Below are 17,048 nucleotides of genomic sequence, written 5' to 3'. Positions count from 1 at the left end.
CTCAGTCGAGCCGCGGCGTCCGCGGGGGAACCGTGCGGCGTTTACCGGTGGTTTCGAAGGCCGCGGCGAGCGAGAGCAATGCGGTGTCGTCGTAGGCGCGGCCGGCGAAGGTAAGTCCCACGGGCATGCCGGTATCGGACATGGTTCCCATCGGAACGGTGACGGTAGGGATTCCCAGGTGCCGTGGCACGAGGTTGCCGTTGGCTACCCAGACGCCGTTCCGCCAGCCGAGATCGGCGGACGCTTCATTGACGTCCATGTCGGCCGGACCGACGTCGGCGGCCGCAGGGAAGATGACGGCGTCGAGCGCGAGGCCGTCCATCCATTCCTCGAGGTCGATGCGCCGGGTCTCTTCGAGTCCGCGCAGCCCTTGTTCGAGGTGCGGGATTTCGGTAACGGAGGAGACTTTGCGTGCCCGGATGTGCGCGGGGTAGTCGGCGATGTCGTCGTCGAAGCCGTGGTAGCGGTCCGGGAGCGCGCCGTCGGGGTGCGGGAAGATCGTTGAACCGTCGACGTCGGCGAGGCTGTTGAGGGCGGGGTCGTTGTTGGCGGCGAGGAAATCGTCCCAGGACCAGGCTGAGAGGTCGACTATTTCGCGCTGCAGGTATTCGGGGCTCACCAGGCCCCTTGTCGCGATCGTCGGCGCTCCGGGGCGGTCGCCTTCGTAGTTGGAGACGGCGGGAAAGTCGACGGGCACCACTTCGGCACCGGAGGCTTCGAGGTCGCGCCGGGCCGCTTCCCACAGTTCGATGACGGAATCACGGGTCCGGATTCCCTGACCGGTGGGGCCGCCGATGCCCGGCGACGCGCTCGTGCCGGCCTCGGGATCCGCGTTGATGTACATGCGCGGCACTCCGAAGCGCTTGCCCGCCAAAGCCGGGCGGCCGCCGTCGTTGGCTCCTTCCGCCAGCGCAGGGTAGGAAGCCGGCCGGATGCTCGACACAGCGGGAATTTCCACCCAGGGCTGCACCCGCCAGAAGTCGCCGCGGGCCTCGGCGTCGTCGGCGACAATGACGTCCAGCAATTCCAGGAGGTCGGCCATGGACCGCGTGTGCGGCACCACGACGTCCATGGTGGGAACCAGCGGCCAATTGCCGCGGACCGAAATGACGCCGCGGGACGGCGTGTAGGCGCACAAAGCATTGTTCGACGCCGGTGCGCGCCCGCTTGACCACGTCTCCTCGCCCAGGCCGAACGCACCGAAGCTGGCTGCCGTCGCGGTTCCGGAACCGTTCGAGGAACCGGAGCCGAAAGCCGCGGTGAGGAAGTCGCCGTTGTAGGGGCTTTCGGCGCGACCGTACACGCCGCGCTGCATTCCGCCGTTTGCCATGGGGGGCATGTTGGTCAAGCCGAGGAGAACGGCGCCGGCGGCGCGGAGCCGTTCGATGGTGAAGGCGTCGCGTTGGGCCACGAGGTGCTCGAACGCCGGAGACCCGGCGGCGGCCGTCAGTCCCTTCGCAAGGTAGCTGTCCTTGGCCGTGTACGGGATACCGTCGAGGGGGCCGAGGACCGCGCCGCGCGAGCGGCGGTCGTCGGAGGCCCGGGCATCCGCGAGTGCCTCGGGGTTCATTACGACCATCGCGTTGAGCGAGATTCCCTTGCGGTCGTAGGCTTCGATCCTGTCCAGGTACGCCTGGGTGAGTTCCTCGCTGGTTGCGCGGCCGGTTTCGAGGGCTTCGCGCAGTTGGGCGATGGAGGCCTCGACGACGTCGAAACGGGCCATCACGCCACCGGCCCGTTGAGCTTGGGCTGCTGCTGCGTGATGCAGTGGATGCCTCCGCCGCGCGCCAGGATCGGGCGGGCGTCGACCGTGACGACGCGCCGGCCGGGGTAGGCCTCGGCGAGGATCTCCGCGGCGAGGGCGTCCGCCCGCTCTTCGCCATAGCCGCAAGCGATCACGCCGCCGTTGACCACCAGATGGTTGACGTAGCTCCAGTCGACGAAGCCTTCCTCGTCGCGCAGGGTCTCCGGCGCGGGCAGGGACACGATGTCGAACGGCTTGCCTGCGGCGTCCTCCTGGGTTTCGAAGAAGCGGTGCAAGGTGTTGCTGACCTCGAAGTCCGGGTGCGCGGGATTGGTTTGCGAATGCAGCAGGACCCGGCCGGGGGAGGGCAGCGTGGCCACCATGTCGATGTGTCCGCGGGTGCCGAGGTCTTCGTAATCGCGGGTGAGTCCCCGCGGTACCCAAATGGTGTGGGTTGTTCCGAGCGTGCGGGCCAGTTCGGCCTCGACGCGGGCTTTGTCCGCGGAGGGGTTGCGATGCGGATCCAGCTGGACCGTTTCGGTGACGAGCACCGTGCCTTCGCCATCGACGTGGATGGCGCCGCCTTCGTTGACGAGCAGTGAACTGATGAGCTCCGCGCCCGACTGCCCGGCGACGAAACGGGCCATCCCGGCGCTCTTTTCCCACTCGGACCAGGCCGGGGCACCCCAGCCGTTGAAAATCCAGTCCACTGCGCCGAGCACTCCGGGACGGTCGTCGTCCACCACGAAGGTGGGTCCGACGTCGCGCATCCAGAATTCGTCGAGCGGCGTTTCGAGCTGTTCGATTTCCGATCCGAGCATCCGGCGGGCCCGGTCCCGTTCGCTGGGATCGAGAACCATGGTGACGGGTTCGAAATCGGCAACCGCGTGCGCGACGGCGGTCCAGGCGGCGTACGCTTCGTCGGCCGATGCGGCGTCATCGCCGAGCGTCAGGCCGGTGCGGGGGAACGCCATCCAGGTGCGCTCATGGGGTGCGGTTTCGGCTGGCATTCTCCAGGCCATGGAAGACTCCTGCGTGTTGAGGGGACGTGTTGAGGGGAGGTGTTGCAAACTTATTGATCGTGTGATCAATAAGAAGAAAGCTACTTTAGACTGTTGTGTGATGTCAAGCACCATTCAGAAGAGGGGCGCGCGGAAATCGCCCGCCGAACGCGCTGCCGAAATCCTCGAAGCAGCCAAGGAAATAGCGCTCGACCAAGGTCTCTCCGCAATCACTTTGCGGAACGTCGCGTCGCGCGTTGGAGTGGCTTCCGGCCTTATCGCGCACTACCAGCCGAGCGCCGACGCCCTCGTGGCGGGGGTGTTCACGACGATCGTGGCCGCCGAGACCGAGGAAGTTTCGGTGCTTCTTGACCGCTTGCCTGGCGCGGCCGGGCGTCTCGCATTGCTCCTGGAGACCCTCATGGACGGCAGCCGCCTCGACGTCACGGCGGTCTGGGTGGAGGCATGGACCCTTGGGCGAAGGAACGAAGTGCTCGCAGCCGCCGTCCGCGAGCAAATGGATGCCTGGCAGGCCGTGGTGCAGAGGGTCGTCGAAGAAGGCGTGGCGGCCGGAGAGTTCGAAACTGCCGAGGCGCCTTCCGTAGCCTGGCAGATCCTGGGGATGATTGACGGGCTGAACGCCCAGGCGCTCGTTCGTTGGGCTGGCGTCAGTGATCGCGGGACGCACTTGGCGCGCGCGGTGGAAGGCATGGTGGGCGCTCAGCGCGGTGCGCTGCTGCCTCCCTCGGAGCGGTAGGGCCCACTAATCCGCTAAATGCACCCCATTCGCTAAATTCACCGTCGTGCCTTCGAACGAGCGGTGCACGGGAGCTTCCTGTGGCGGAAATGGCGGCAACAAGGCCGCGTGGCGTCGCGTTCGAGTCCACCTCGTGGACGAGGGGTTCAATGAGGTTGCGCCTGCACCAATCTCGCCGTTCCCCTTCCAGCCTGTTCCCAGCTTCGCCGATGGCCGTTTGGATAAGATGTGGGCATTCAATCGTGGGCCAAGCGACAGTGATGATGGTTGGTCCGGTAGGTGCCGGGTGGGAATGGGGGGTCCCGATGCGCGAACAAGCGCTCTTTGAGTCTTCCGTGAATCGGGAGTTCGTTCACAAAAGGTCCGTTTCGGAAGTCCTCTTGACCGACTTTGTCCAGTCAGGTCCGGATCGGTTCATCGCGGGAGCCCAGTGGCCGCGCTGGCATGTTTTCTACGGTGTGCAGGACGCGTCCGCGGATTCGGCCTTGATGGCGGAGACCTTGAGGCAAGCAGTCATCTTCCTCTCCCACCAGTGCGGAGTGCCCCTCACGTACAAGTTCCTCATGCCGCACATGGGCGTCTCGGTCCGCACGGCCGCCCTGGACCCGCTTGTTCCGACGCAGGTGGACCTTGAGTTGGAGGTCAGGGACAAGAAGTTCCGGGGCGGAGAGCTCTCCAACCTTACTGTCTTTGCGAAGTTCAGCATCGGGGGCAAAACCATTGGCGAGGGGACCGCCGGGGCACGCATCGTGAACCCGGCAACCTATGAGCGGTTTCGCGGGGTCGCCCCTGCGGTCCCTGCCGTCGTCGACGCCGATTTGCTGGCTTGCGACGACGTCGGGCACGCCGCCCAGCGCAACGTCATGTTGGGAACGAGCGTGCGTCCGTCCGTGTGGCCGCTGAGGGTCGACCCGACCCACCCGATCTTCTTCGACCATCCCCTCGACCATGTCCCGGGGATGCTCCTGGTGGAGGCGGCCCGCCAGGCCCTCAGGGTCGCTTCTTCACGGCCGGACGCCGATTTTGCCAGCTTCGAGGCGGAGTTCGTGAAGCTCGTCGAATTCAGCTATCCGATCGATGTGGCGGTTACTCCGGCCGCGGCCGGCCGGCGCTGCGTCCAAGAAGCGATGACGGTCACCATGCTGCACCGTGGCGAAGCCATGATGTCCTTGCTGGCAGTCCCCAAGTAACCCCGGTTCAGTGGGTCTCTTCCGGCGGCTCTGGAAGGGACTTTGTGGTCTCCATTGCCGGGCTATTCGGTTCGGTGCTTTCTGTTACAGGGGAGAGTGCCGGCATCATGAACCGCCACATGTCGTCGATGCGCTTGAGGACATCGCGCCGTTCGGTCAGGACGTTGGACACCATTTGCACTCCGGTGAACGACGCCACCAGGTACCGGGCAAAGTCGGCGGCATCGACGTCGGGACGTACGTCGCCTTCCGCCTGGGCCTGGCGGGTCAGCACCTCCATGGTGGTCACCCAGTCGTGGTAGGGACCTTTGACGTCGCCGTTGAAAGCCGAGGCTTCAAAAGTGAGCCGGATGCCTGCCCGGACGATCGGCTCGTCGAGCAGCTGCTGCCCGAAGGTCCGGCACATGCGCATCATGGTTTCAAGCGCCGGCAGTCCGGCGGCCGCGATCTGCTCTCCAGCGACCCGCACGATGTTGTGTTGCTCGGCGATGACCGCGAGGGCCAGGTCTTCCTTCGACTTGAAGTGGAAATAGAGCGCGCCCTTGGTGACCGAGGCACGTTCGGTGACGTCGCTGAGGCTCGCGTTTCCGTAGCCGACCTCTTCGAAGATCGACGCCGCTCCCTCAATCACCGCTGTTCGGGTGGCTTTGGCACGTTGTTGCATGATCAGCCTGGAGACCTCTCCGGTTTCTGCGTCCGCGATACTTTTGTACATGATTCCGAACGAAACTGTGGATTGGTGGGACGTTTGCCAACTTTAGTCGACCACGTGCCCCGAATCCTGGTCCTTGGTTCGTCCGGTTTCATCGGAAGTCGGGTCGCAGCGTCGCTTGCCGCATCCGGGAAGGCGCACGTTGTGGCGGTCTCCCGAAAACCGGACAGCGGGCTACGAAACCACAACGCTACCATTGCGGCCGCCGACATTTCCGTCCGTGGAAGCCTTGCCCCGGTCCTGGCCGGAGCCAGTACCGTGGTGCACGCTGCATCATATGTGGGCTCCGATCCGGACATTGCACGCGAGGTCAACGAGGCGGGTACCCGCAACGTCATTGAACAATGCCGGGAAGCCGGTGTTCAGCGGGTGATCTACGTCAGCACCTGCAGCGTGTACGGATCCGGTCCCCACCGCGGCCTGGCCGAGGCCGACGCCGGCTACCACCCTGAGTCGAACGCGAGTACCAGTCGCGCGGCCGCCGAGCAGGCTGTCCTGGCCTATGGCGGGGAGGTGGTTCGTCCCAACCTCGTGCTCGGGGCGGGCGATCGCTGGTTCGTCCCGGGCCTGGTCAAGATCATGAAGGTTGCCGGTGGATGGCCCGGCGACGGTTCGGCGCTGCTCTCGCTCATTGGAGTGGAGGCGCTCGGAAAGCTGGTTGCCGGACTGGCCCTGGCGCCGCGCCACGCAGGACAAGCGTTCCATGCCGCATATCCGGAACCCGTCACCGTGGGATCGTTGGTGCGCGCAGTCGCGCAAGCCTTCGGCGTCGAAAGCCTCCGGTTTCTCGGCGATGACAGCATGGCCTTGGCGGCTTTGCGTGGCGCTGGGTTCAGCAGCCATCAGGTCAACCTGGTGACGACGGATCATTGGTACTCCTCGGAACGTCTCTGGAAGGTCGCGGGCTGCCTGCCCGAGGCCTACCAAGAGGCGCTTCTGTCAGCGTCATATTCAGTCTCCCGAAGCCTCGGCAGGCCATAAACCGGTTGAACGGTTTGTTTAATTTCACGTCAGACTCTACACTTTTGGGCAATGGCTCGTTGTCTTTTGTGCGGCAGCTAGTTGAGCAACAGGAATGGGGGGAGGTGCGGCCGAGTAATCGACCGCACCTCATCTGTTTCCGGCCGGAAGCTCGATTTCGTATCTCACACCGTTGTGGTTTAGTATTGACGAGTTGCTCCGGCGGGATGGAAGTTCCGGCCAGGCAAAGTATTGGGGCTGTGGCGCAGCTGGTAGCGCACCTGCATGGCATGCAGGGGGTCAGGGGTTCGAGTCCCCTCAGCTCCACCATTTCGGAAGCAATCGAATGGTGAAAATGTTCGCCTTTGAGTGCGGCGTTAACTATCCTTAATTGTAAAGAAGCCACCCTGTCGGGTGGCTTCTTTGTTTATTCCGCCGCCACTTAATAACGTGCGATGCCTCGTCCTGCGTACAACTACTCGAGTGTCGGACAGGTACGGCGACGATCGCTGTAAGTGTGTCCGTTTGGGAATGATAAGTGGACGATACTCGTGTGGAGCGATCCGTTATTCCTTAGCCTGAAATTCCTTCGGGTGGCCGGCAGTATCCGAGGTTGAGTCCGTCAGGCAAAGAATCTGTAGAAGAAGAAGCGGGTGTCGATGTGGCCTGCCCCATGTTTTGCTTAGTTTTCCGGCGCCCTTCGGCGCCGGACGGTAAAAGGACAATAGCCTCTTCGTTCAGGGGGAGAGCTTTCCAGGCGGCGGAGGTGCAGCAGTGAGCCCGGCGGAAGAAGCCGCCGCTGAAGACCTCGGTTTCGGACTGGGCCGGTCCCTTGTTGACGATCCCTTGTTCGGTACATCACAACGTAGCGGGAAACGCTATGCGTCGCCCGTGTCAGGGGTGTTCTGGGCGCGCCGGTACTCGAGGCTTTTATGGATCGTCGACGCCGCAGTCATTTGTTCCGTTGCCGGTATCGCCCAGTTTGCCCGCTTTGGAACTAATAATTCCTTCGTTGTTGTCGAGGGTTATCACCTGGACTATTTCACGGTTTCGCTCATCATCGTGTTCGCCTGGATGGGCGCGTTAACCATTTACCGGAGCCGGGACAAACAGGTGGTGGGCATCGGGCCCGACGAATACAAGAGGGTCTTCAGTGCGACGATTATCCTCGTAGGCCTCCTCAACCTCGCGTGCGTGGTCTTCGAAGTGGATCTTGCGCGCGGCTATGTCGCCCTGGTATTTCCCCTGGGATGCCTTGGCCTGATGACGTCCCGTTGGGCATTGCGGCGCTGGTTGAGCAGCCAGCGCGCGCACGGCCACTACCTCTCCAAGGTGGTTGTCCTGGGTGCGGCCGAGGACGTGAAATACGTCATCAACCAAATTGAGAAGAAATCCGGGCCTGCCTACGAGGTGGTCGGTGTTGTTTTGGCACGGCATCAGGACCCGGCCGGCCTCTTTGTCAACGGCCGACCGATTCCGGTTGTGGGCGACCCCTATTCCGTTGTTGGAGCCGTTGCGGCCACGGAAGCCGACGCCGTGATCATCGCCGGACCGGTCGAAGGCGGCGGCGCCTATATCCAGGAGCTTGGCTGGCAATTGGAAGAAAGTTCAACCCAGTTGATCCTGACCACGGGCCTGACAAATGTCGCCGGTCCCAGAATTCATTCGCGTCCCGTGGAGGGGCTCCCGCTGATGCACGTTGAACTTCCGCATTATGCAGGTGGAAAGCACGTGTTGAAACGGCTCCTCGATATCATCCTTTCCGCTGCGGCATTGATTGTCCTTGCCCCCGTTTTCGTGGTCCTCGCGGTGTTGATCCGGCGGGATAGCCCAGGGCCGGTGATCTTCAAGCAGGAACGCATCGGGCGGCGGGGACGGACTTTCACAATGTACAAATTCCGTTCGATGGTGGAGAACGCCGAAGACGCATTGGCCGGGCTTCTCGACCAAAACGAGGGCGCCGGGCTGTTGTTCAAGATGCAAAAGGATCCGCGCGTCACGCGTGTCGGTGAATGGATGAGGCGCTATTCATTGGATGAATTCCCGCAGTTTTGGAATGTGCTGCTGGGGAATATGAGCCTTGTTGGTCCCCGTCCTCCGTTGCAACGCGAGGTGGACGGCTACGAGAGCCACGTCCACCGCCGTCTCTACATCAAGCCCGGGCTGACCGGGATGTGGCAGATCAACGGCCGCTCGGAGCTCAATTGGCAGGACAGTGTCCGGCTTGACCTTTACTACGTGGAGAACTGGTCGATCGTGGGGGACATCATCATCCTCTGGCGGACGGCCAGGGCGATGATCCGGCCCGTCGGCGCGTACTAGCTGTATGAGCCGGCAGGCGGGAGTCAGTGGTCTTACCCGCCTGAACGAGTAGCGGCGAATCGCAATTCAAGTGACAGGCACTCGCGCTGCCCGGGCTGGTCGGTCCATAGGCTGAAACCACTGTTCGATACGGCTGCCAGTCTGGGGTCTCTACTGGAGGGGACGCTCTAACGATGAAATACGTGGACGCGGGGAAATCATGAAAATCATGAGGCCGCGCGCGCCCCGGACCACGCCGCAGGTGACCGTTGTCATACCGTGCTACAACTACGCAAGGTACCTTCCCGCCGTCGTCGATTCAGTCCTGGGCCAAACCGGCGTCGACGCGCGGGTGATCATCGTCGATGACGCCTCCAGCGACGACTCGGCCGAAACGGCACGGAAACTGGCCAGCGGGGAGCCGCGGATCTCCGTGGTGGTCCACGAACGGAACATGGGCCATATCGCCACGTACAACGACGGGCTGTCGAGGGTATCCACCGAATTCGTGGCGCTCCTTTCTGCTGACGACCTGCTCGCCCCGGGCGCCCTGTCCCGTGCCACTGCCCTGATGACCGCCAACCCGCGGGTAGGAATGGTCTACGGGCGGCCCCTGGAATTTTCCGACGAGACCCAGCTGCCAGGGACCACCGGCCGGATGCGGCACTCGTGGACGGTCTGGCCGGGTCATGAATGGATCGGCTGGGCTTGCCGGCGGGGCCGGTGTTTCATCTTGTCCCCGGAAGTGGTCATGCGCACCGAGGTCATGCGGCAAATAGGGTCCTACAACCCGTTGTTGCCGCACTCAGGAGACCTGGAATACTGGCTCCGCACTGCCGCGCATTGGGACGTTGGCCGGATCAACGGCCCGGTGCAGGCTTACTACCGCGTCCATGGCAGCAACATGCACCTGACGACGTTCGCCACGATGATGGTCGACCTGGGCCACCGTCTCGAAGCCTTCCGCGTCCTGCGGTCGCCCGAGGTATTGCGGGGCCTGCCCCGGGGTAATCGCCTTTTCGAGCGGGCGCAACAGGCAGTGGGCCGCGAGGCCCTCATCCTTGCGGCACGCACCCTCGATTCGGGCGGTCCGACGGCGGACGCGGCGGCACTGCGGGACTTCGCCTCCCGGTCAACGCCGGGACGCCAGGGCCGGCGTCGTATGCAGGGAGTGGGCTGGCGGCTGGCACGGGCCGACGGCGGCAAGGCGCCGATGGTGTGGCAACGGGCGGCAGAGGCAGGCCGGACCCAACTGGACAGGGTGCGCTGGCGCGCCTGGCGGATGGTGGGGATTTCGTGAGCCTGGCCGAGCCGCGGACCGGGACGCTCGCTTCGCGTTTACGGCGAGGCACCCTGTGGGGCGCGGTCAACATCGGGCTGTCCCGCCTCCTCCAGTTCGTCACTACGTTGGTGCTCGCCCGCTTGGTCGCACCCGAGCACTTCGGGGCCCTCGCGGTGGCCTTGGTTGTCCAGACCATAGCTGTGAACATCGCCGAACTCGGAGCCACAGCCTCCTTGGGCCGCGGCGACCGCGATCCGGACGAGATAGCCCCCACTGTCTTCACCACTTCCCTGCTGACGAGCGGCCTCCTGACGGCACTCGTGATCATCCTTGCCCCGCTCCTCGCCGCAGCCTTGGGAGATCCCGGCGCGACGCCCGTGATCCAGGTCATGGCGCTGACCGTCCTGCTTTCGGGGCTGACGTCGGTGCCCACCGCCCTGATCTGGCGTGACTTCCTGCAGAAGCGCAGAATACTCGTCGACGTACTGAACGCCCTGGTTGCACTGGCCTTGGTTGTTCCCATGGCCCTATGGGGCTGGGGCGCCATGGCACTGGCACTGTCACGGGTCGGCGGGCAACTGACGGCGACCATCGGCTACTGGATCATCAGCCCCAAACGGTACAAGCCAGGATTCAACCGGGCGGAAGCCAAGGAGATCCTGCGCCTCGGCCTCCCGCTTGCCATGGCCAACCTCGTGGTCTTTGTCACCCTGAACCTCGACTACATGGTCATCGGCCCGGCCTTGGGACCTGTGCAACTCGGTTTGTACCTGTTGGCCTTCAACCTGGCCAGCACCCCCAGCAACATCATTACGGCCATTATCAGGACCGTCGCCGTTCCCACCTTCGGCAGGCTGAACGCCTCCGGAAACCTGCGCGAAGCCGCCGTGAAAGTGACTGCCGGGATTGCCTACGTCGGCTTTCCCGTCTCCGCACTTCTGACCGCGCTCGCCCTGCCGCTCATCGTCGCCTTCTACGGCGAACGGTGGAGCGCGGCCGCGGCGGCAATGGTCAGCCTGGGCTTGTTCGGGGCCGCCCGGATCCTCTCCGAAGTCTTCGCGGATCTCTGCGTAGGCGCCGGGAAGACCGTCGGACTGTTCTGGGTCCAGGTGGCCTGGTTGCTCGCCTTGGCTCCCGCCATGTTCTTCGGCGTTCGGCTCGGGGGTATTGCCGGTGCAGGCATGGCCCATGTTGTCGTTACCTGGTTCGTGGTCATCCCCGTGTACCTCGCGCTTGTCGCGAAATCCACCGGGGCACGGGTCCTGTCCCTCGTGCGGACGGCGTTGCCTGCCGCAGCCGCGGCTGTCGCGTGCGGCTTCGCGGCGTGGCTCGTTGCAAGTTGGATTTCCGTCGCTGTCTTCGCAGTCGCCGCGGGCGCGGTGGCCGGCATGGCCGTCTATGCCGCGTGCACCTACCGGCAAGTGCGGACCTTGCTCGGCGGCCTCCGGCAGACCTCCCCGGCCGACGTAGCGCCGCTGGACCCGGCCATGGCGGCCGCGGACCCCACTGCCGAGGTCCTCCCTGCCGCAGACCTCTTTGGAGAAAGGAAGTGACATGGGCTCTGGAATGAGCGCAAGCCAGTTGATCTCGCACCTTAGGACCGAAGGTGTGGCAACAATCGCTAGGCGCGGCAGCCGGCGCCTCTTCGAAGCACTGGGCGAGCGGCTCGCATGGTCCGAGTTCGACTTCCCCTTGCGCGAAGAGGACATCATGGACTCCAGCGCCCTGGCACCGGTCGCCCCGCGCACAAACCAGGCCGACCGCCTGCGCATCGGCTGGGTATGCATGCCTCCCGGCGCCGGATCAGGCGGACACACCACGCTCTTCCGGATGGTGCAGGGCCTCGAAGAACAAGGACACCGCTGTACCTTGTTCCTCTACGACCGGTACGCGGACGATGTGGCCCGGCACGAGGAAGTGATCCGACGCCACTGGCCCGGCCTGCGCGCAGACGTCCGCAGCGCCACCGAAGGCATGGACGACGTTGACGCCGTCGTAGCTAGCTCATGGGCCACCGCACACGTCGTTGCCGCCCGGGCACATCCCGCGGCCCACCGTTTCTACTTCATCCAGGATTACGAACCGTTCTTCTACCCCCGCGGGACCCTATACGCCCTGGCCGAGGACACCTACCGCTTTGGCTTCACCAACATCGCCCTCGGGAACATGATCGCCGGGGTCATGGAATCCGAAGTCGGAAGGCCACCGGAAGCGATTGTCCCGTTCGGCGTCGACACCGATGTCTATCGCATTCTTCCCGGACTCGGGAACGTTACGCGGAGCGGCGTGGTGTTCTACGCGAAGAAGAGCGTTGACCGCCGGGGCTACCTCCTGGCGAAACTGGCGCTCGAAAAGTTCCACCAAACCCACCCGGAACAGGAGATCCACGTCTACGGCGACCACGTCTCCGGCTGGTCAATCCCTGTCACCGACCACGGTAACCTGTCGCCCCGGCAACTCAACGAACTCTACAACCGCACGATCGCCGGCCTTGCCATCTCCTTCACCAACATCTCGCTGGTTCCCGAAGAACTCATGTGCGCAGGCAACATTCCGGTGCTCAACGAATCGGCGTATTCCAGGGCTGTCCTGTCCGCCGACGATGCCGTGTGGGCCCTTCCCACGCCGTGGTGCATCGCGGATGCGCTCGCGGCCGCGGTGGAAGCGCCCGACGTCGACGCGAGGGCTGCGCGCGTAGCCGCAAGTGAGCACCTCGATTGGGAAGTGACCAAGAAGCAGGTCGTTTCGACTATCGAGTCTGCCTGCGCTGCGCCCGTGGTGGGGAGTCGTGCCCCGTGACTGCCACGACCACCGTACGGAACAGCCCGAAGATACGGCGGCCAAACCGGCGTAGGTGGCTGGCGCGCGGCCTTCTGGTAACGCCTCGGCCGCCGGACGCCACTTTGCGTGACTTCGACCCGGAAACCAGCCGGCCCGGCCGTGTGCCGCTCATGCTCCGGGTGGTCGCCTTCAGCATCCTCTTCTTTCCGTCCAGCATGGTCCTGGCGCCGGTGGGAGCAGCGGGGACGATGCCAATGCTGCTCGCCTTGCTGCTTTTCGCCATGTGGTTCAGTTCGGCCCTCTTCGGCCTGCATGATCCTTTCAGTCCCCGCCACCCGGGCCGCATCGGCGTGGCGATGCTGTGGCTGGCGACCTGCGCTTCCTACGTCGCCCTTTACCTGGGTTTGACCGGGGGCAGCACGGTCGAAGGTCGGGCGGCAGGCGATCGCTGGGTGTTGCTGATAGTCGCGAGCACCGCCATCATCCTTGTCAGTGCGGAAGTCGTCCGGACCCAGGGCGACGTCCTGCAATTGGTCCGCGCGGTGCTGGCGGGAGCGCTCTTTTGCTCGGTGGTCGCGTTGATCCAGTTCATTTTCCACATCAATCCGATGGATTGGTTCCAAGTGGCTATGCCCGGGTTCACCACGAACGGAGCGGGGACGACGTTCCAAGTACGTGGAACGCTTGTGCGCGTTGCCGGCAGCACCTTCCATTCCATCGAGCTGGCGGTGGTGAGCGCGATGCTGCTTCCGCTCTCGATCTGGCGCGGCATCTATGACCGCTCGGGACGGAAATGGCTGCATTGGACCGGGACAGGCCTGCTGGTGTTCGCGATCGCGGCGACGGTCTCACGGGCGGGCATCATGGGATTGCTCGTCGGGATGGTGGTGTTCATTCCGTTCCTGCCGCGCGTGGCCCGGCTTTGGGCGTTCGTGACGGTGCCGGTCGCCGTCGTCGGGCTTTTCCTGGCAGTGCCGGGCCTCGTCGCCACGCTCGTGGGGACGTTCACGACGGCGGACAGCGACCCGTCGATTTCCACCCGGACGAACAATTATCCACGCGTTGAGGCGATCGTGAGTGACCATCCGCTGTTGGGGCTGGGGCCGGGCAACTACATTCCTGATAATGCGCTGCATATCCTCGATAACCAGTATTTGAATTCCGCGGTCAGCATGGGCCTGGTGGGCCTTGTTGCCATTTGCACCTATTTCATCGTGCCCGGGCTCATGACAGTGGTTGCTGCCCGCGCCGCGCGGTCCGAGGCCCTCAAGTGCCTTGCCGGAGCGTTGGCGGCCGGAGGCATCGTGGGCGCTGCGTGCTCCATGACGTTCGATTCTTTGTCATTTCCGTCCTTCGCGTTGATTTATCCGCTGTACATCGGGCTCTCCGGGGCAGTGTGGATCATGGTGAAACGCGAAATCGAGTTGACCGGGCACGGCAAACCAGTCGAATCAGGTGAACCAGTCGAATCAAAAGGGCCGCCCGTCCGGAACAAGACAGCCCGGACATTTCTCACTCGAAAGGAAGACGATGGATCCCTTAGCAGTACTTAAGACAATCTGGCACCATAAATTCGCTGCCTTGCCCGTCGTTTTCGTTACCCTCATCGCGGCGGTATACGTTTTCCAATTTGCTCCGCGTTCGTACGAATCGACCATGACCTATGCCGTCATCAACCCGAGCATTCCTACCGATGCGGACAAGATCGCGAATCCGGCGCTCAAGAAACTGAATTCCAGCAATCCCTATTTGCGGGCATCGGATCCAACCCTTGTGGTGCAGGTGCTGATTACCCGGCTTAAGGACACTTCGACGGCTGACGACTTGGCATCCAAGGGACTCAGCAAACAATATGACGTTGTCCGGGGCGCGATCGGCGGGCAGAATTCGTTCCTTGTTGATATCACTGGTGACGCTTCAACACCGGCCCAATCCATTGCCACCACGAAGCGCCTGGGCGAATTGCTCACGGAAGACCTCAGCTCCATCCAAAAAATCGACGGAGCAGACGACGCCTACCTTTTCACGTCCTTGGTGGTCGCGACGCCGGACAAAGCCACTGAGCAATTCTCCAGCCGGCTGCGTTCCCTGATCGGCGTCCTGGTGGGTGGCCTGGTCTTGATGTTCGGTGCAGTTTCCATAGCGCGCGGCCGGGCCAAGGCGCGGCAGCGGCGTGCAGAAGCCGCGAGGAATGCGGATGCTGCCGCAACGGGTTCACAGGATGGCAAGCCGGCAATAGCCGCTCCCGCCGCCGGGGAGACATCGCCGCAAGCGCCCGTGCCCGACGTCGACCCGTGGTTGGACCCGGACCTGGACGCCCTCACGGCGGGCACCGGCCGCCGTCGGGATTCACGCCGCCAGGATTCGCGCAGTCAGGATTCGCGCAGTCGGGAGGCGGAGGCCCACGAAGAAGTGCGGGAAGTGGAACCGTCGCGGTGACGGACTGACCGCAATTCCGCCCGAAAGAAGGGGCTGTCCGGTGAGCATCCGGACAGCCCCTTCTTTCGCTCTGCTACACGAGTGCCCGAAGGGTCTCGACGACGAACTTCTGCTGGGCGATGGTGATGTGCGGGTACAAGGGCAGGGACAGGATTTCCCAGGCGGCGCGTTCCGCCACGGGGAAGGCCCCCTTGGCAAGGCCGAGGTGGGCGAACGCGCCGGTCAAGTGCAGCGGCGTCGGGTAATGGATTCCGGCACCGATTCCGGCCTCGGACAGGCCAGCCAGGACCCGGTCCCGGGCTGCGGTCCGGATGACATACAAGTGCCAGACGTCTTCGTTGCCTTCGGCGCTCGTCGGCGCGGAGATGCCCGGGACATCGTCGAGCATCTCCGCGTACCGGGCAGCTGCCTCCTGCCGCAAGCCGTTCCACGCAGATAGCCGCCGAAGCTTGGCGTTGAGGACCACCGCCTGGATCGTGTCCAGGCGCGAATTGAAGCCGAGCACATCGTGCACGTACTTCGTCGCGCTCCCGTGCGCCCCGAGCAGCCTTACGCGCTTGGCTATTTCGGGATCGTTGGTGGTGACGGCGCCGGCGTCGCCTGCCGCCCCGAGGTTCTTGCCAGGGTAGAAGCTTGTTCCCGCCACGGCCCCGAGTCCTCCGGCCGGCCGGCCGTTCCGGGTCGCCCCCTGTGCCTGTGCGGCGTCTTCGATGATGGCCGCCCCACACGACGCCGCTATGTCTTGCAGTTGTTCGACAGGCGCGGCCTGGCCGAAAAGGTGTACAGGGACGATCGCGCGGGTATGGTCGGTCACCGCTTCGGCGACCTTGGCGGGGTCGATCAGGAGGTGCGCCGGATCGACGTCGACGAATACCGGAACGGCGCCGATCCGCACCACGGCTTCCGCGGTGGCGATGAAGGTATTGACCGGAAGGATCACTTCGAATCCGGCGTCCACGCCCGTTGCGCGCAGCGCGAGTTCCAGGGCTTCCGTGCCGTTGGCGACGCCCACGCAGTGGGCCACGCCCAGCCATTCGGCGTAAGCTTCTTCGAATTGCCCGACGGCGGTGCCTCCAATGAATGCCGTCGTGGCGAAAACGTCTTCCAAACCGCGTAGGACGTCGCTTTCCACTTCGGCATGCTGGGATGCGAGGTCAACCAGGGGAATGTTCTTCGTCGAGGATGCGTCCATCAGCTCTACCTTTGTCCGGAGGGGATTACGTGGGCTCTTATTGGATATGTGCTGCATGTTGCCGGATGGGCTTGGCGGGTACGCCTGCCCAGGTTTCATGGGACGGAAGGTCTTCCAGGAGGACAGCGCCCATTCCCAAGGTTGATTGCCGGCCGATCCGGAGGCCTTGGCGGACGCTCGAGTTCATGCCCAGGTACGCGGCGGAACCAATGTGCACGTTGCCTCCCAGGGTCACGCCGGCGGCAAGGGTGGCGTAGTCCTCCACGACGTTGTCATGGGTCATGGTGACTTGCGGCATGGCGACAACGTGCGCTCCCACCGTGACCCCGGCGGTCAGTACGACATTGGCCAAGAGGATGCTGCCGTGACCAACCATGCATCCGGGAGGCACCCGTACGCCTTGCTCCAAGACGGTTCCGAAGCGGTCGTCTGTGATACCCAGGCCAGCTAGTCGCCGCACGATCTGCCGGCGACCGGTTCCTGACCCGACGCAGACCAGGAAATCGGCATCGTGGAAAAACGCGGCATCCTCGATGCCGCCTGCCACGGGCACTCCGTCAACGAGCGTGCCTTGGAGGTCGGGCGCGTCGTCGAGGAAGCCGGTGACCCGGAACTGTCCGGAGACGCGGACCGTGGCAAGGACTTCCCTGGCCAATCCGCTCGCGGCAAGCAGCATCAGGTCCCGCACG

General features: G+C 64.1%; 14 protein-coding genes and 1 tRNA gene. 10 read left to right on the top strand and 5 right to left on the bottom strand.

What is annotated here, in order from left to right:
• Position 1: 1 nt before the first annotated feature.
• Together ABCW42_RS12545 and ABCW42_RS12540 are read right to left on the bottom strand one after the other, a co-directional pair.
• Entirely contained in the window at positions 2-1,723 is a 1,722-nt protein-coding gene (locus ABCW42_RS12545) for an amidase (protein WP_423184881.1), read from the bottom strand.
• Positions 1,723-2,766, bottom strand: a complete 1,044-nt coding sequence (locus ABCW42_RS12540) for an agmatine deiminase family protein (RefSeq protein ID WP_423181564.1) — start codon at positions 2,764-2,766, stop codon at positions 1,723-1,725. The genes ABCW42_RS12545 and ABCW42_RS12540 overlap by 1 nt, the downstream gene beginning before the upstream one ends.
• Positions 2,767-2,866: 100 nt before the next feature.
• On the opposite strand from ABCW42_RS12540, the gene ABCW42_RS12535 reads away from it, so the two are divergent.
• Positions 2,867-3,502 carry a TetR/AcrR family transcriptional regulator gene (locus ABCW42_RS12535; RefSeq protein ID WP_423181563.1) on the top strand — a complete coding sequence of 212 codons (636 nt, stop codon included), beginning with the start codon at positions 2,867-2,869 and terminating at the stop codon, positions 3,500-3,502.
• 380 nt (positions 3,503-3,882) lie between these two features.
• On the top strand, positions 3,883-4,692 hold the full coding sequence (locus ABCW42_RS12530; protein WP_423181562.1) for a ScbA/BarX family gamma-butyrolactone biosynthesis protein: 810 nt from the start codon (positions 3,883-3,885) through the stop codon (positions 4,690-4,692).
• 7 nt (positions 4,693-4,699) lie between these two features.
• On the opposite strand, the gene ABCW42_RS12525 is transcribed toward ABCW42_RS12530, so the two are convergent.
• The gene (locus ABCW42_RS12525) at positions 4,700-5,407 is read right to left on the bottom strand and encodes a ScbR family autoregulator-binding transcription factor (protein ID WP_423181561.1); all 708 of its coding nucleotides are present in this window, start codon (positions 5,405-5,407) and stop codon (positions 4,700-4,702) included.
• A gap of 54 nt (positions 5,408-5,461) precedes the next feature.
• On the opposite strand from ABCW42_RS12525, the gene ABCW42_RS12520 reads away from it, so the two are divergent.
• The 8 genes from ABCW42_RS12520 to ABCW42_RS12485 all read left to right on the top strand — a co-directional run bounded on the left by ABCW42_RS12520 (position 5,462) and on the right by ABCW42_RS12485 (position 15,167).
• Entirely contained in the window at positions 5,462-6,385 is a 924-nt protein-coding gene (locus ABCW42_RS12520; RefSeq protein WP_423181560.1) for an NAD-dependent epimerase/dehydratase family protein, read from the top strand.
• Positions 6,386-6,618: 233 nt separating this feature from the next.
• Positions 6,619-6,694, top strand: a tRNA-Ala gene (locus ABCW42_RS12515).
• A 444-nt stretch (positions 6,695-7,138) separates the two neighbouring features.
• The gene (locus ABCW42_RS12510) at positions 7,139-8,686 is read left to right on the top strand and encodes a sugar transferase (protein ID WP_423181559.1); all 1,548 of its coding nucleotides are present in this window, start codon (positions 7,139-7,141) and stop codon (positions 8,684-8,686) included.
• Positions 8,687-8,894: 208 nt separating this feature from the next.
• On the top strand, positions 8,895-9,965 hold the full coding sequence (locus tag ABCW42_RS12505; RefSeq protein ID WP_423181558.1) for a glycosyltransferase family 2 protein: 1,071 nt from the start codon (positions 8,895-8,897) through the stop codon (positions 9,963-9,965).
• A complete protein-coding gene (locus tag ABCW42_RS12500; RefSeq protein WP_423181557.1) occupies positions 9,962-11,500 on the top strand; it encodes a lipopolysaccharide biosynthesis protein in 1,539 nt (512 codons plus the stop codon). Before ABCW42_RS12505 ends, ABCW42_RS12500 begins: the two co-directional genes overlap by 4 nt.
• A 55-nt stretch (positions 11,501-11,555) precedes the next feature.
• Complete coding sequence (locus tag ABCW42_RS12495; RefSeq protein ID WP_423181556.1) at positions 11,556-12,746, top strand: glycosyltransferase family 1 protein; 1,191 nt, start codon at positions 11,556-11,558, stop codon at positions 12,744-12,746.
• A complete protein-coding gene (locus tag ABCW42_RS12490) occupies positions 12,743-14,281 on the top strand; it encodes an O-antigen ligase family protein (protein WP_423181555.1) in 1,539 nt (512 codons plus the stop codon). Before ABCW42_RS12495 ends, ABCW42_RS12490 begins: the two co-directional genes overlap by 4 nt.
• Positions 14,259-15,167, top strand: a complete 909-nt coding sequence (locus ABCW42_RS12485; RefSeq protein ID WP_423181554.1) for a chain-length determining protein — start codon at positions 14,259-14,261, stop codon at positions 15,165-15,167. Before ABCW42_RS12490 ends, ABCW42_RS12485 begins: the two co-directional genes overlap by 23 nt.
• Positions 15,168-15,240: 73 nt before the next feature.
• Here the strand turns inward: ABCW42_RS12485 and ABCW42_RS12480 are convergent, their stop codons facing one another.
• Positions 15,241-16,359 carry a DegT/DnrJ/EryC1/StrS family aminotransferase gene (locus tag ABCW42_RS12480; RefSeq protein WP_423181553.1) on the bottom strand — a complete coding sequence of 373 codons (1,119 nt, stop codon included), beginning with the start codon at positions 16,357-16,359 and terminating at the stop codon, positions 15,241-15,243.
• A 37-nt stretch (positions 16,360-16,396) separates the two neighbouring features.
• The gene (locus ABCW42_RS12475; RefSeq protein WP_423181552.1) at positions 16,397-17,047 is read right to left on the bottom strand and encodes an acetyltransferase; all 651 of its coding nucleotides are present in this window, start codon (positions 17,045-17,047) and stop codon (positions 16,397-16,399) included.
• Between the last annotated feature and the right edge of the window lies 1 nt (position 17,048).

The organism is Arthrobacter sp. NyZ413 (assembly GCF_049390645.1).
Taxonomy (GTDB): Bacteria; Actinomycetota; Actinomycetes; order Actinomycetales; family Micrococcaceae; genus Arthrobacter.
This window is presented reverse-complemented; position numbering and strand designations above follow the sequence as displayed.

What these genes read in the sequence shown, in the direction of transcription:
- ABCW42_RS12545 (WP_423184881.1), bottom strand. Translation starts at nt 1,723, where the DNA reads ATGGCCCGTTTCGACGTCGTCGAGGCCTCCATCGCCCAACTGCGCGAA.
- ABCW42_RS12540 (WP_423181564.1), bottom strand. Translation starts at nt 2,766, where the DNA reads ATGGCCTGGAGAATGCCAGCCGAAACCGCACCCCATGAGCGCACCTGG.
- ABCW42_RS12535 (WP_423181563.1), top strand. Translation starts at nt 2,867, where the DNA reads ATGTCAAGCACCATTCAGAAGAGGGGCGCGCGGAAATCGCCCGCCGAA.
- ABCW42_RS12525 (WP_423181561.1), bottom strand. Translation starts at nt 5,407, where the DNA reads ATGTACAAAAGTATCGCGGACGCAGAAACCGGAGAGGTCTCCAGGCTG.
- ABCW42_RS12505 (WP_423181558.1), top strand. Translation starts at nt 8,895, where the DNA reads ATGAGGCCGCGCGCGCCCCGGACCACGCCGCAGGTGACCGTTGTCATA.
- ABCW42_RS12485 (WP_423181554.1), top strand. Translation starts at nt 14,259, where the DNA reads ATGGATCCCTTAGCAGTACTTAAGACAATCTGGCACCATAAATTCGCT.
- ABCW42_RS12480 (WP_423181553.1), bottom strand. Translation starts at nt 16,359, where the DNA reads ATGGACGCATCCTCGACGAAGAACATTCCCCTGGTTGACCTCGCATCC.